Raw genomic sequence first — 14,183 nt, forward strand, 5'->3', positions numbered from 1 at the left:
AATCCGGCACTCACCGGGAGTGACCAGGCGTCACGCGGTGTCGTAGACGACGCCCGCCAGGATCAACGCGGCGGCGAGGACGGCTACCAGCCCAGCCCTGCGGCACGGCGAGACCCGCTGCTCGGTACAACGCGCCAGATCGCCCGCCTCACCGCCGTCTGCCAGGAGGCGCGGGCCGCACCCGAGTCCTCGCTCCGCACCCTGGGTCGCCCCTTGAGCAGCGCATCCTGCCGACCGTCGGCGGCACCGCCGGATGAGCACCTTCGACGCAGGTGCCCAAGGCCCCGCTCACCGCAGGCGCGCCAGGGGTTGTTCCGCTCGTCTCGGGCTCGGCCATTCGTGCACCCAAGCGCCCGGCGGGCACAAGATCGGATATTCATGTGTATTCAGGCATCAGTTGGAAGATAGGGATTTATCGCCATGTCACGGACCTAACATGCCTGTGGATTCTGGCACCTTGTTACCCGAGGTGCGGAGCCGAACTGAATGGGGACACCGGGATGATGCGCGACCGTCGGACCACCGGGTGGGGTCGCCGCAGTGGGGCGAAATTCATCGCAGGCGCGACCGTGGGCGCAATCGCCCTCACCGGATGTGACGTGCTCAAGCCCTACACACCACCGCGACCTCCCGTCAAGGGGGCCCTCACCTTCTACGTGAGCCCGGAGGGCGACGACGATCAAGACGGGCTGTCCGAGGCGACCGCCTGGCGCACCCTCGCCCGGGCCGACCAGGTGCCGTTCCGGCCGGGAGACCGTCTGCGGCTCAAGGGCGGCGAGCGCTTCGTCGGTGGGCTGACCATCGGCGCGGGCGATGCGGGCAGCACACCCAAGCCCGTGGTGATCGATTCATACGGCACAGGTCGGGCCACCATCGCGGCGCGGGGCACCGCGGGAATCGCCCTGCACAACACCGCGGGCGTGGAGATCCGGAATCTGACCATCGTCGGCGATGCCAAGGCTCAGCGCAATGAGGCCGGCATCAGCCTCTTCAACGACCGCCGCGACAGAAAGCCCTTGGACCACGTGCGGGTCTCCGGAGTCGATGTGTCCCGGTTCCAGTACGGGATCAGCCTCGGAACAGGCCCGAAGTCCTCAGGATTCCGCGACGTCCGGATCAGTGACTCGGCAGTGCACCACAATCAGGACGCCGGGCTGGTCACCTACGGGCCGAGCTTCACGGCCGAGGAGCCGACCTACGCACACGAAAAGCTCGTGATCACGCGGGTCAAGGCGTACAGCAACCCCGGAGACCCGACGGCGGACGACCGCAACACGGGCAGCGGCATCGTTCTCGGCAGCGTCCGGGACTCGACCGTTCAGCAGTCCGTCTCTTACGACAACGGGGCGAAGTCCTCGGCCGGCGCCGAGGAGGGGCCCGAGGGAATCTGGACCTACGACTCGACCCGCGTCGTCATCCAGAACAACAAGGCGTACCGCAATCACACCGGCTCTCGGGTCGACGGCGGCGGTTTCGGACTGGACAACAACGTGTCGTCGTCGGTCCTCCAGTACAACCTGTCCTACGGCAACGACGGTGCGGGCTTCCTCGTGTACTCGGGGGAATCGACCAACGCCCACAAGGACAACGTCGTGCGCTTCAACTACAGCTGGGACGATGCCAGAAAGCTGTCCTGGTACGGCGGCATCGTGGCCTTCGGCAACCTCATGCGCAATCTGGACATCTACCACAACACCGTGATCCTGCGGTCGAGCGGCAACGACCGGCCCCCGGCCCTGCGCCTGCGCAACGGCATGCGCGGGGTCGGGGTCCGCAACAACATCTTCGTCACCAACGGTGCTCCCGTGGTGAATTCGGACACGAACTACACACCGGCCCTCGTGCGTCTGCAGGGCAACGACTACTTCAGCACGGGCGACTGGAAGCTGCAGTGGGGCAAGGCGCGGTATTCCGACTTGGATGCCTGGCGGAACCGGGCCGGACAGGAGCAGATGGGCGCCGTCCTCACGGGCAGCACCGCTGACCCGTGTCTCATGGGCGCGGTGGCCCCGGTCACCGATCTGGCCGGGGCCACCCCTCTCGTCTCGCAATGCGCCGACGAGCTCGAAGGTGCCGTCAAACTGCGGTCGGTCGGCGTAGACCCCGGCCCGGTCGACTACTTCGGAGCACGGCTGAGCACGGCGCCCTCCGCAGGTGCCGCGCAGCCGCGTGCCGAGGACTGAGCGGGGCCGCCGCCACGCAGGGGTGCGGGCACCGTGGCGGGGCCCGGCCTGCCGAGTGCCCGCACGGTCCAGCCGGCGGAGCGCCACAGCCCCGCATCGAGGTTGTTGCGGGCGTCGACCAGCCGCGGTGCGCAGACCACGCGTGCCAGCTTCACCGGGTCGACCTCCCGGTACTGGCTCCACTCGGTGAGGTGCAGTACGACATCCGCTCCCCGGCACGCGGAGAGCACGTCCGTCTCGTAGCGCAGCTCGGGGTGAGCCAAGTGCGCGTTGTAGATCCCCTCGGGGTCATGGACCCGTACCTCACCGCCCTCGCGGTGGATCGCCGCAGCCACGGCAAGGGCCGGCGAGTCGCGTACGTCGTCGCTGTTCGGCTTGAACGTGGCGCCCAGGACCGTGATCCGGTGTCCGGAGAACGCACCACCGAGCAGGTCACGGGCGATGGTGACGGTCCGGGACCGCTGGCGCAGGTTGATGTCGTCGACCTGGGTCAGGAAGCTCACCGCCTCCTCGACCCCGAGTTCCCGGGCCCGCGCGGTGAACGCCCGGATGTCCTTGGGCAGGCAGCCGCCGCCGAAGCCGAGGCCCGCATTGAGGAAGCGGCGCCCGATGCGGGTGTCGTGTCCGAGCGCATCGGCGAGGGTGCTCACATCGGCACCGGCCGCGTCGCAGACCTCCGCCATCGCGTTGATGAACGAGATCTTGGTCGCGAGGAAGGAGTTCGCCGCGACCTTGACCAGCTCGGCGGTGGCGGGGTCGGTGCTGATGTACGGGATGTCGGCGTCGAGCATGGGGGCGTACACCTTGCGCAGGGTCCGGTCCGCGCGCGGTGAGGTGACGCCCACCACGAGGCGGTCCGGCCGCAGCGTGTCCTCGACCGCGAACCCCTCTCGCAGGAACTCCGGGTTCCAGGCAACCTCTACGTCAGCCCCCGCAGGGACAAGGCCTCTGAGCCGGGCCGCGATGCGGGGGTGGTGCCCACCGGGACGGTGGACTTGCCCACGATCAGGCAGGGACTGCTCAGGTGGGGAGCCAGCCCGTCGATGACGGCGTCGACGTACCGCAGGTCGGCCGCGTTCGAACCGGCCTGCTGCGGGGTGCCCACGCAGACGAAGTGCACCTCGCCGAAGGCGGCGGCCTCGCTGAGGGAGGTGGAGAAGCGCAGGCGCCCGGAGTCGATGGCGCGGGTCAGCACGTCGTCGAGACCTGGCTCGAAGAAGGGGGTCTGCCCTCGGTGAGGGCTCTGATCTTTTCGGCATCGACGTCGACCCCGAGGACCTCGTGTCCGATGTCCGCCATGCACGCGGCGTGCACGGCTCCGAGGTACCCCGTACCGATGACGGTCAAGCGCATGCGAATCTCCTGTCTGACGAGCTGTGTGGTGGGGTGCGATGAACCGGGGGCGGGCTCGGAGGCGTCAGCCGGCGTAGCCCGAGGGGTTGAGTTCCTGGAAGCGCCAGGCGTCGCGGCACATCGCGGCGAGATCACGGGTCGCGGCCCAGTTCCAGGCCTCCGCCACCGCGGTGGGGTCGGCGACGAGCTCGGTCACGTCTCCCGGGCGGCGCCCGGTCACTTCGTAGGGGATGGGCCTGCCGGAGGCCCGCTCGAAGGCGGCGACGAGGTCGAGGACAGAGGACCCCACTCCGGTGCCGAGGTTGAAGACACGCATTCCGTTCTCGTCCCCGAGGTGCTCCAGCGCCCGGCGATGGCCCTCGGCCACGTCCATGACGTGGATGTAGTCGCGGATGCCTGTCCCATCGGGGGTGGGGTAGTCATCACCGAAGACGCTGAGCCGCTCGCGGCGGCCGACGGCTACCTGAGCCAGGTACGGCATGATGTTGTTGGGCACGCCGCGGGGGTCTTCACCCAGCAGTCCGGACGGGTGCGCGCCGACCGGGTTGAAGTACCGCAGGGCCAGCACGCTGAGCTCGGGGAGGCGGCGGCAGGTATCGGCCAGCACTTGCTCGCAGAGCCACTTCGTCGAGGCGTACGGGTTGGTCGGCGCCGCCGGATCCGCTTCTGTCAGAGGCACCTTGGTGGCGTCTCCGTAGATCGAGCAGGACGAGGAGAACACCAGCCGGTGCACTCCGTGCGCATGCATGGCCGACAGCAGGGCGGTCGTGCCGCCGACGTTGATGTCGTAGTACGCGATCGGGATCTCCACGGACTCGCCCACAGCCTTCTTCGCGGCGAAGTGGATCACCGCGTCGATCGCGTGCGAGTCGAATACCGCGTCCAGCGCACGCCGGTCCCGCATATCGGCCCGGTAGACGGCGGCGACCGGGCGTCCCGCGATCTTCGCGACGCGTTCCAGCGCCTCCGGTGAGCTGTTCGAATGATCGTCGACGACGACGACCTCGTAGCCGTTCTCCAGCAGTTCGACACAGGTATGGCTGCCGATGAAGCCGGCGCCGCCGGTGACCAGAACCGTCGTGGGCATGGGGAATCCTTTCTCCGTGATCGTCTGTGGGGGTGGAGAGCAGGTACGCCTGTGTCACCAGCCGAAGATGCCCGCGACGTAGACGGGGAACAGGCCGATGGCCAGGGCGAGCGGCAGCAGTGCGAGGGTTCCGGCGAGCAGGGGCAGCCGGGCCGTCACGACGGCCTTGTACTTGGGCACTCCCGCAGCCCGGGCCATCTCTGCGATGTGCAGCCCGGCAATGGTGAGGGTGACCATCGCGTACGAGAGCGAGCCGAGGATGCACAGGAACACATATCCCGCGGCGGGGCCGGTGAGCTCGCCGGTCACGGCCGCGCAGGACAGGGTGGTGGTGATGATCAGGTAGGGCGCCATGAGCCGCAGCGGCAGGGGCTCGAGCCCGTCCGTCGACTTGGGGGTCACCTTGAAGACCACCGGCCGGGGGCGCAGCTTCTGTACCAGGGCCGCGCCCACCCCCAGGCGACGAAGGGCCAGCGGGCGAGCCCGAAGAGCCAGCTCTCCCAGCTCAGGACCGGTGCTTTCGCGGGGCGGAGCAGGCCGCGTCTGCGCACGAGCATGGTCAGGAGCATCAGCCATACGGACATCGCCCAGAAGTGGCCGAGGAACGAGAAGTAGTTCACGTTGATCCACGGCAGACCGGTGACGGCAGCCATCGGAGGCAGAGCCAGTCCCATGGTCGTGGTGGCCGCGAGCAATGGGTAGTACGACAGGGCGAAGGCGAAGCGCAGGCGCAGCCAGCCGCGCATGCGGCCCAGGTGGCGCGGCAGCATCCCGAAGAGCATCACCGCGAGACTCCGGGACCACTGGAACTCCTGGGTTGCCATGGCCGCGAAGGTGACGGGGCCGTCGCCGCTCGCGTGGGCATCGATGGCGAACGAGCCCTGCCAGCCGGCCGAGTTCATCAGGAACGTGGTCGAGAAGTCCTCTGCGAGTTCGGGCCCGATGCCGCCGATGTCCCGCACCGCCTCCGTACGCACCGCGTAGTGGGAGCCGATGCACAACGGCGCGAGGCCGGCCGAGTGGCCCAGCTGGACCGCCCCGTGGAAGACGGCCTCACGATGCAGTCGGCCCCGGGCGGACCAGGAGACATCGGCATTGGCGTCGCACACGCTCGGAGCTGCGACGTAGCCGATCGCGGGATCGGAGAACGGCCGCACCATCTCGGTCAGGTACGTACGGCTCGGCACGTGATCGCAGTCCAGCTGCGCGACGACGTCGTAGTCCCGGTAGCCCCAGTGGTCGTAGAAGAAGGCGAGGTTGCCCTCCTTGCAGCGCGTGCGACGCGGCCATGTGAGCCGGTGGTAGTCCGGGCGGTCCCGGCGGCAGGAGACCCGGACTCCGTTCGCCTCGCACCATTCCAGGATGTCGCTGGACGGGTCCTCGTCGCACAGCCATACGTCGTAGGGGTGGGGGTAGTCCTGACGGAGCATCGCCTCCAGGGTGGTGCGGGCGATGTCCCAGTGCTCCGACGGAGCCCGGGTGACCACGAATGCCGCACGTACCACCGGGACTTCGATCCGCGAGTCGAACCGGCGCAGACGGACGACCGCGACCAGGAAGTGCAGGGGCAGCAGCGCGAGGTAGAACAGCAGCGCACTGTTGACGGTCAGGCCCACCCAGCCGATCCGGTGCTCGGGACGCAGCCACCAGACCCAGAACCAGACGAGGCAGGCGACCCACCCCAGGGTGAGCACCACCACCTTCAGCCTGTCGGCTGTGCCGAACTGGCGGACGAAGCTCGTCGCGCGGGTCTCCCGAGCGCGGCGCGGGTCGGCGAACACGGGCCCGTCGGGGAGGATCTCGGCGACGCGGCCCCGGGAGAGCTCGCGGATCTGGTCCTTGAGTGTGGCCTGCTCTCCGGACGGGCTGGGGATGCGCGCGTCGGTCGCGGCAGCCGCGTGTACGAGCCCTGGCTCGGTCGGGGTCATGTGAACGCACTCCGGGATGATCTTGGTGTGGCGGCGCGAGGGCCTCACGGCCGCCTTGGAGGTGAGGAGCGGGCGGGGAGAGGGGTGCCGTGACGCCGCTCCCCGCCGGAGCGAAGGTCCGGACGCGTTCAGGCCGGAGCGGGAACGGATTCCGGCCGGTCGGACACAGCGTCGGCGTGCCTCCTCGGGGGCGGCATCCCGTCCTCCTGGCCCCCGCGGATCGCGGCGGCTCCGGCCGAGAGGTCGGCCGGGCGGGAGGCGAACCAGTCACTCGTCCTGCGCAGCCCCTCCTCGATGTCCACCTCGGGCCACCAGCCGAGCGCGTCCCGCGCCCGGGAGATGACCGGCCGCCTGCGGACCGGGTCGTCGACGGGGAGCGGGTGGTACTGGATCTCCGACGGCGAGCCGGTGAGCTCCAGCACCATCTCGGCGAGCTCGGTGACCGTCCGCTCCACCGGATTCCCCAGGTTGAAGGGTCCGGCCTCGGAGGAGTCGAGCAGGGCCACGAGCCCGCGGACCAGGTCGTCGACGTAGCAGAAACTGCGGGTCTGCTTTCCGTCTCCGTAAATGGTCAGGGGTTCGCCTGTGAGGGCCTGGGTGATGAAGCTCGAAACCACCCGTCCGTCGTGCGGGCGCATGCGCGGACCGTACGTGTTGAAGATCCGCGCGATACCGACATTCACACCGTGGGTTCGGCGGTATGCGACTGAGATCGCCTCAGCGAATCGTTTCGCCTCGTCGTATACGCTGCGGGGTCCGACGGAATTGACGTTGCCCCAGTAGTCCTCGTCCTGCGGGTGGACCAGGGGGTCGCCATAGACCTCACTCGTCGACGCGAGGATGAACCGGGCACGATGACGCAGTGCGAGACGGAGGGCGTTCTCCGTCCCCCTGCTGCCGACGGCGAGCGTCTCCAGCGGCTGCCGGAGGTAATCGGGCGGGGACGCGGGGCTCGCCAGATGGGCGACGGCGTCGACAGGGCCGGCGACCTCCGTCATGACGCTGACATCGGCATGGATGAATTCGAACGCTGGATTGGAGAGCAGGTGGGCGATGTTCCTGGGCTCGCCTGTCGAGAAATTGTCCAGACACACCACGGAGTCCCCGCGCCTCAGAAGGGCCTCGCAGAGATGTGACCCAAGAAATCCACCGCCACCGGTGACGGCAACGCGCATACGCTTCTCCAGGAATCGGGAGCGGAAAGCCTCGGATCGCGTTCCTGGCACAGCCGACCCACATGCACGGCGGCCGGAAGCGAACGGGCTCGGGGGAAACTTGGAAAAGAATATGGAGATACGTAAGACATTTTTGTGCAGCGCAAATCCGCGCTACGCCGATTGGCCGCCCACCCCGGTGCACCACTCGCCGTCGGCCCAGGGCGCCCAAGGCTTCGCGCTCCGATCAGTCCACGGTTCCGCCTCACTCGTGCGTGTGAGCCGCCGCCGCGCGCGTCAATGGCCGGATGGCCCAGCACCGCGGCTCGCGCGCCGACTGGACTGGTTCGGGCATCTGGGCATGGTCGCCGCCCGTCGCGCCCTGCACGACGCACGCCTCGGCGTCACTGGGTGCCGTCCGGAGCGGATGGACGTGATCCTCGGCGTGGGGGCGAACAGTCTGCAGACCTCGACCGTCCGAACGTGCTGCGACGCAGTGCGTCGTGCAGCAGGTCGACGGGAGTGCGGTCAGCGGGGGGAGGCGAGCCAGCCGAGTACGTCGGTGATCGGGCGGCCGTGCAAGACGGGCAGCCGGCCGACCGTCAGTCCGGAGCGCAGCCTCCGCCCATGGCACTCGCGGACCCCGAGCCGGTCCCGCGGTTCGCCCACTCGATCCCGGAGCTTCATCTCCCGCTGGTCACCGTCCATCCTGCCCCTGGCCCGCAGCGACCGCGGACCGCTGCCCTGTGCATCCCACAAGAACTCGCCACGGCTCTGGATGAACTTGTCGTTATCCTCGCTGACGGGCAGCACATGGCCGTACACGTCCGCAACAGCCATGGCCCTCGGCGACATCCCGGGGCGAGCCGGGGTGGGCGGGACGGCCGTTGGGCCAGCCCCGCCCACCCCGCTGGTCACTCGGCCGCGATCTCGTTCACGAGCCACGCCCCGAGTTCTTCGGTCATGGTGGTGTGGCCCTCGTTGCGGCCGGCGCAGTGGAAGGCGTCGAGCGCGCCGTCGCCCGCGGCGATCGGACGGTACAGCGCCTGCGGGTCGTTGATGTCGCCGGACGCGACGGCGCTGATGGCGGGGATGAAGCAGGACGTGGTGATGACGTCCGGGTCGACCACGTTGCCGAGAAGGCTCATGAGGAGGGCGGCGAGGCCGAAGCTGCCGGTGTCGCCGGCCGGGGACTGCATGGTGAACAGGCCGCCGGGAGCGCCGTCGATGTCGGGCAGCCCACTGGTGCTCACCATGGTCCCCTCGTCGCCCGCCGTCTGCAGCCTGGCGACGATCTGGTCACCCTTGGCCTGGATCTTCAACCAGGTGTCCTGCAGCGTTTCACCGTCGCCCCTCACCGCGATCGAGCCGGCCTCGGCGCCGTTTCCGACGCCGGTCTTCACGCCGTTGGCGACACCGATCTTGCGGACGTTCCGCGGCCACCCCCGAGTTCGTCGAGCTTTCGGAGGAACGTCAGCCGCTCCGGTGCCTGCTCCGGCTCGGCGTCGACCTTGCCGATGTGCCACCGCGCCATCTCCTTCGCCGCGGGGCTGTTGAGCAGCCCGGAAAGCTGGCGCAGCACGGGGCCCAGCGTGGGATTGTCTCCCCACTGGTCCGTCGCGTAGTGGGTGAAGGCCTGGAGGGAGACGGGGAACCACGCCCCCTGGTGAGGGGTGTCGTAGGAGAGGTAGGTGGCGGTCTCGTGGTCCGGAAGGCCGGGGTCGTGCTCCATCCTGGCCAGCGCGTAGCGGGTGATGAGCCCGCCCATGCTGAAGCCGCCCACGGCCAGCTTCGCGTCACCCACCCGCTCGTCGACGGCCCGGCGGATGCACTCGATCGCGGTCTCGGCGTTGGCCGTGATCGAGGCGGTCCGGTCGTGGTAGCCGAGGATGATCACATCGCGGCCGGCGCCGTGCAGTTCACTGATGAAGCGGTAGTTCCCGTTCTCCTCCAGCCCGTGCCAGAGCTGGTCCAGGTTCGTCGATCCGCCCGAGAAGCCGTCGGAGAGGATGACGGGCCGAATGAGCTGCCGGCGGTTCAGCGGGCTGTAGTACACCCAGGCCGTGCCGCCCTCCAGGGGCCACTCGTCGTGCGCGTCCGGCGCGGGAGGAAAGGAGGAACGGGCCTGCGGAGAGGCAGGCCCCCAGATGTCAACGACGGTGTTGGACATGCTTGGTCGACTCCTTGCGTAGTCATGGAACACCGCGCGCACGCGCAGTGACCCGGGGCAGGCGGGGAGCTCCTGAGGCCCAGCAGCTCCCTGCCGCACGGCATCCTCACACCACGCCCTCGGCCGTTCCCCGTGCCTCTGAACAGGGAAACCATCCCTCCGAGTGATCATCTTCAGCATTCGGGCGAGACGCGGCACACCAAAATCGTTTCGCCATCAGGGGGTTACCCAAGGGATCCCTACGGCTAGGGGAGCCTTTCCGATCACCGTCGGTCCGGGTGTCGGAGAAGCCGAGTTGTCTGACACCGTGTGGCCGGTGATGGCGCCGCTGTTGCCGCCGGTTAGAAGCGCCCGTGACGATGGCGTGAGCACCATCAGGTCCGCCCGCGAACGTGCCGTCGTTGCAAACCGGGCTGGGCTGTCCGCCGTGGGAGATCGGACCGTGCATGCTCTGTGCGGAGCCCATTACCGTTACGGCCGATCCAGCCCACTCACGTGCCCTGGCTGCCGGGCAACCACCCAAGTCCGGCGAGGGTCACCGCCACGGGCGGCGATTCACGCCGGCTGCGGCACCGACTGTTGCATCGGTGTGCCCCGCAGCAGCACGCTGCCGGAGATTCACCGTCTCGGTGCCCGGACGACGGGGTGCGGAGCCAGCCGTTGCGGGGAGCTTCGTCGTTCGCCGCAGGCTGCCTGGTTCAGTTCGCCGCGTGTCGAGACGGGTGGCGCCGCAGATCTGGACCGCTCCCGGATTCTCCGTACCCGGCCCGCGCACCGCACCTCTGCCGTGGACATCGGAGCTCGCCCCACGATTCCGAGCGCCCGAAGCCCTGGCTGGTGGCGCACACACGGCTGACGCCTCAGTGGCCGCGCAACTGCCGCACGGGGGCGTCAACGAGGCGGGGCTGCTGCCCGAGACGACCGCAACCAACTCCTGGACACCACCCCATCGTGCAAGGGCAGGCCGGCGCACCCATACACGGCGTCCTCCTGAAGGACTATCAGCAGGTCCCGTGGTGATCGCTCCGGCATCCTCGGTGGAGCCCGAGTCGGACACTCATGCCGACGGAGCCCATGTGGCTACGACTCACCTGGTGTCCACCCATTCAACGCTAGGTTCGCCACAGCCGCGGAGTGCCCCTCCGCTGCTGCGGCAAGGGGAACTCCGTCCAGACAGTCTTGCCGTCCCGGGTGTAGCGGGTGCCCCATCGTTCGGTGAGCTGGGCCACCAGGAAGAGGCCGCGCCCGCCCTCATCGGTGGTGCGCGCACGTCGTAGGTGCGGAGCGGTGCTGCTGCTGTCGGAGACCTCGCAGATCAGGCTGCGGTCACGGATGAGCCGCAGGGTCACCGGCGTGCCGCCGCCGTACCGGTAGGCGTTGGTGACCAGTTCACTGACGACCAGTTCGGCGGTGAAGGCCAGCTCCTCCAGGCCCCACCTGGTCAGCGTGGTCTCCGTCAGGCGCCGTGCCCGGGCGGCGGTGGTCGGCTCTGCGGGCAGTTCCCAGGAGGCGACCTGCTCCGGCGCCAACACGCGGGTGCGGGCGAGGAGCAGTGCGACGTCATCCGGCGGGTGATCCGGCAGCAGGACGCTCTGCACGTCCGCGCAGGTTTCCTCCAGCGAGCGGCCGGGCCGGGACAGGGCTTCTCGCAGCCGCTCAAGCCCCTCGTCGAGGTCGAGGCCACGGGCCTCGACCAGGCCGTCCGTGTACAGCGCCAGAAGACTTCCCTCGGCGAGTTCCAATTCGGCGGACTCGAACGGAAGTCCGCCCAGCCCCAGCGGCGGCCCCTCGGGAAGGTCGGGCAGGCTCACCGTGCCGTCGGAGGTCACCACGGCGGGTGGCAAGTGACCCGCCCGGGCCAGGGTGCAGCGCCGGGAGGTGGGATCGTAGACCGCGTAGAGGCACGTGGCGCCGACGATCTGCTGGCCCCGCGAGCGTCCGTCGGCAGGCTCCTGCTCAGCTGCCAGGCGGTTGACCAGGTCGTCCAGGTGGGAGAGGACCTCGTCCGGAGCGTAGTCGAGGCTGGCCAGGGTGTGCACGGCCGTGCGCAGGCGGCCCATGGTGGCCGCGGCGTGCAGACCATGGCCGACGACATCGCCGACGACGAGGGCGACGCGTGCTCCGGAAAGCGGGATGACATCGAACCAGTCGCCGCCGACACCGGTGGCGGGATCGGCCGGCAGATAGAGGTGCGCGACCTCGACCGCGCTGTATTCGGGCAACGCCTGCGGCAGCAGGCTGCGCTGCAATGTCAACGCGGCCTGATGCTGCTGGTTGTAGCGGCGGGCGTTGTCGATGCACAGGGCGGCCCGCGCGGCGAATTCTTCTGCGAGCGTGAGGTCGTCCTCCTCGAACGGCTCGGGCCGCTCGGCGCGCCACAGGCTGAGCAGGCCGAGGAGCAGACCGCGGGCCGTCAGCGGTACGACGATCAGCGAGTGAGCGTGCAGACCGAGGGCGCGCTGTGAGCGCTCTGGATCCTGGAAGTACCAGCCGGGGCTGCTCTGGAGCACTGGTTCGAGGATGGGCTGCTGCTCGGCGAGGCACCTGGCCTGCGGGGTACGAGGGTCGAAGTGGAAAACCTCTCCGGCGGAGTACATCACCCGCAGCGCCTCTGCCATGACCGAGTGGACGGCCATTCTGCGGACCGGTCCGGTCGCCTCCTCGGCGGTCTCGTCGCCTCGGGCGACCGACTCCAGCAGATCCACCGAGACGGCGTCCGCGAGGTCGGGGACGGCGACGTCGGCCAGTTCCCGGGTGGTCTGGCCGAGATCCAGTGTGGTTCCGACGCGGGCGCTCGCCCGGTTGAGCAGGGCGAGCCGCCTCCGGGCCCGGTAGCGGTCGGTGACGTCCTCCACCAGTTGGGTGACTCCGAGGATCCCGCCGGAGGGGTCCTCCATCCGAAACGCCGACACCGAGACCACCCGCTCGTGGCCAGGGTCACTCCTCAGGCGACAGGGCTGCTCGGTGAAGATCAGGGGGCGCCCGTCTCCAGCACCCGCCGCAGCCGGGTTTCGATGGTCTCCACGTCCGGACCGATGAGGAAGTCGCCGATGCGTCGGCTCCGGATCTCCGCCGCGGAGAGTTGCGTGAACCGGGCCAGCGCCCGGTTGATCCGCAGGATGCTCAGATCGGGGGCGTGGACGGACAGACCGATCGGGGAGCGCCGGAACAGACCGTCCAGGACCGATCGATCCGTCTCCCACTGGAGCACCTCCTCCGCCGGGGCGACGACCAGGAACCACTCGCGGGCCGAGCCGGCGCGGATGACAGCGCGGGCGCGGAAGCCCAGCTCCACCCGTCGCCCGCTGCGGTGCAGGACGGGCAGGAGGCCGGACCAGCCCCGGTCGCGCTCGCACGCGGCCGCTGCGGCCCGGACCGCCTCACGGTCACGAGAATCGAACAAAAACTCCAAGGCCATGCGGCCCAGCACCTCTTCGGGGAGGTAGCCGAGGTGCTCCTGGGCGCGCTCGCTCCAGCCGACGACCCTGCCGTGGTCGTCCAGAACCGCCGAGGCGGAGTTGTGCAGCGCGAACGGGTCCTCGGGCACCTCACCCGATCCCGGCGCCGGTGCGTCCATCGCTGCCACCCTCCGACCTGCTCGACCTGCCGAACGGACCGCACAGCGGGCATTGCCGCGGCGACTACCCAGAGTGATCAGAGATCAGTCGTTGAGCAGTCGGCTTACCTTCAGTATCGCCGCGCCGCTGTACGTCGGCAGAGGGTCGTCCACCGTCTGCCCCCGAGTTCGGCGGGCCCAACCCGCCGGGCCCGGCGCGTCAGGTGCCGCGCGACCGCCCCGCCATCGGACGACGGCGCGCTCGGGGCCAACCCGGGCAGCGCACCATGAGGTCGACGATCTCTCAGGCCCGGTCGAGGCGCTGGTGCAGCAGCCGCTCCGACGGGCTGAGCCCGGCCTCGGCCGCCCTGGCCGCCCCCTCGCCGAGGGACGTCCTCCGCGAGACCCGCAGCTCACGAGCACCCGGACCCGTGCGGGAACATGGGCCCGGCCCGGCAGCTCGAATCGGCGGTGGTGCCACACATGATGAAGACGGAGCACGTCCACCGGACTGCCACTTGACCGGGGCGAGTTGCAGCAGGTGCCGGGCAGGGGTCCGTGAGGCAGATCAGCGCACCCGACCCCGTGTTTTCGACGGCACCGGCGGGAGTTACGGGGCAAGGATCGGGGGCCGGCGTAGACCGACCCCATCCCCGCGGAACGGATCGTCGCGGCCTTTGCGGAAGCCGGCTACTCCGGCACCCCGCTGGCCTGCCCCCATGGCCGTGGTGTCCCGACTGCCCGGTCCGGGA

8 protein-coding genes and 2 pseudogenes are annotated in these 14,183 nt (G+C 69.4%); 1 reads left to right on the forward strand and 9 read right to left on the reverse strand.

The window, feature by feature from the left end:
* Window positions 1-569: 569 nt before the first annotated feature.
* Window positions 570-2,183, forward strand: coding sequence for a right-handed parallel beta-helix repeat-containing protein (locus JIW86_RS07535; protein ID WP_257553071.1), 1,614 nt, complete (start codon window positions 570-572; stop codon window positions 2,181-2,183).
* Here the strand turns inward: JIW86_RS07535 and JIW86_RS07540 are convergent.
* The 9 genes and pseudogenes from JIW86_RS07540 to JIW86_RS07575 form a co-directional block, all read right to left on the reverse strand.
* Window positions 2,117-3,536: pseudogene (locus tag JIW86_RS07540) on the reverse strand (UDP-glucose dehydrogenase family protein). The gene JIW86_RS07535 and the pseudogene JIW86_RS07540 sit on opposite strands and share 67 nt — an antisense overlap.
* A 64-nt stretch (window positions 3,537-3,600) precedes the next feature.
* Window positions 3,601-4,623 carry a UDP-glucose 4-epimerase GalE gene (gene galE / locus JIW86_RS07545; protein ID WP_257553072.1) on the reverse strand — a complete coding sequence of 341 codons (1,023 nt, stop codon included), beginning with the start codon at window positions 4,621-4,623 and terminating at the stop codon, window positions 3,601-3,603.
* A gap of 54 nt (window positions 4,624-4,677) precedes the next feature.
* On the reverse strand, window positions 4,678-5,037 hold the full coding sequence (locus JIW86_RS42110) for a hypothetical protein (RefSeq protein ID WP_416237533.1): 360 nt from the start codon (window positions 5,035-5,037) through the stop codon (window positions 4,678-4,680).
* Window positions 5,022-6,551 (reverse strand): glycosyltransferase family 2 protein, encoded by a 1,530-nt coding sequence (locus JIW86_RS07550; RefSeq protein ID WP_416237534.1) that lies wholly within the window; start codon window positions 6,549-6,551, stop codon window positions 5,022-5,024. Before JIW86_RS07550 ends, JIW86_RS42110 begins: the two co-directional genes overlap by 16 nt.
* 128 nt (window positions 6,552-6,679) lie before the next feature.
* A complete protein-coding gene (locus tag JIW86_RS07555; protein ID WP_257553073.1) occupies window positions 6,680-7,726 on the reverse strand; it encodes a UDP-glucuronic acid decarboxylase family protein in 1,047 nt (348 codons plus the stop codon).
* Window positions 7,727-8,233: 507 nt separating this feature from the next.
* Window positions 8,234-8,545 (reverse strand): hypothetical protein, encoded by a 312-nt coding sequence (locus JIW86_RS07560; protein ID WP_257553074.1) that lies wholly within the window; start codon window positions 8,543-8,545, stop codon window positions 8,234-8,236.
* A 74-nt stretch (window positions 8,546-8,619) separates the two neighbouring features.
* Window positions 8,620-9,108, reverse strand: coding sequence for a hypothetical protein (locus JIW86_RS07565; RefSeq protein WP_257553075.1), 489 nt, complete (start codon window positions 9,106-9,108; stop codon window positions 8,620-8,622).
* Window positions 9,105-9,875 (reverse strand): esterase/lipase family protein, encoded by a 771-nt coding sequence (locus JIW86_RS07570; RefSeq protein WP_257553076.1) that lies wholly within the window; start codon window positions 9,873-9,875, stop codon window positions 9,105-9,107. Before JIW86_RS07570 ends, JIW86_RS07565 begins: the two co-directional genes overlap by 4 nt.
* Before the next feature lie 1,112 nt (window positions 9,876-10,987).
* Window positions 10,988-13,452 (reverse strand): annotated as a pseudogene (locus JIW86_RS07575) (SpoIIE family protein phosphatase).
* Window positions 13,453-14,183 lie beyond the last annotated feature (731 nt).

The organism is Streptomyces sp. NBC_00162, assembly GCF_024611995.1.
In the GTDB taxonomy this organism is placed as follows: Bacteria; Actinomycetota; Actinomycetes; order Streptomycetales; family Streptomycetaceae; genus Streptomyces.

Coding starts and splice junctions, on each gene's coding strand:
- JIW86_RS07555 (WP_257553073.1), bottom strand. CDS start 7,726: ATGCGCGTTGCCGTCACCGGTGGCGGTGGATTTCTTGGGTCACATCTC.
- galE (WP_257553072.1), bottom strand. CDS start 4,623: ATGCCCACGACGGTTCTGGTCACCGGCGGCGCCGGCTTCATCGGCAGC.
- JIW86_RS07550 (WP_416237534.1), bottom strand. CDS start 6,551: ATGACCCCGACCGAGCCAGGGCTCGTACACGCGGCTGCCGCGACCGAC.
- JIW86_RS07570 (WP_257553076.1), bottom strand. CDS start 9,875: ATGTCCAACACCGTCGTTGACATCTGGGGGCCTGCCTCTCCGCAGGCC.
- JIW86_RS07560 (WP_257553074.1), bottom strand. CDS start 8,545: ATGGCTGTTGCGGACGTGTACGGCCATGTGCTGCCCGTCAGCGAGGAT.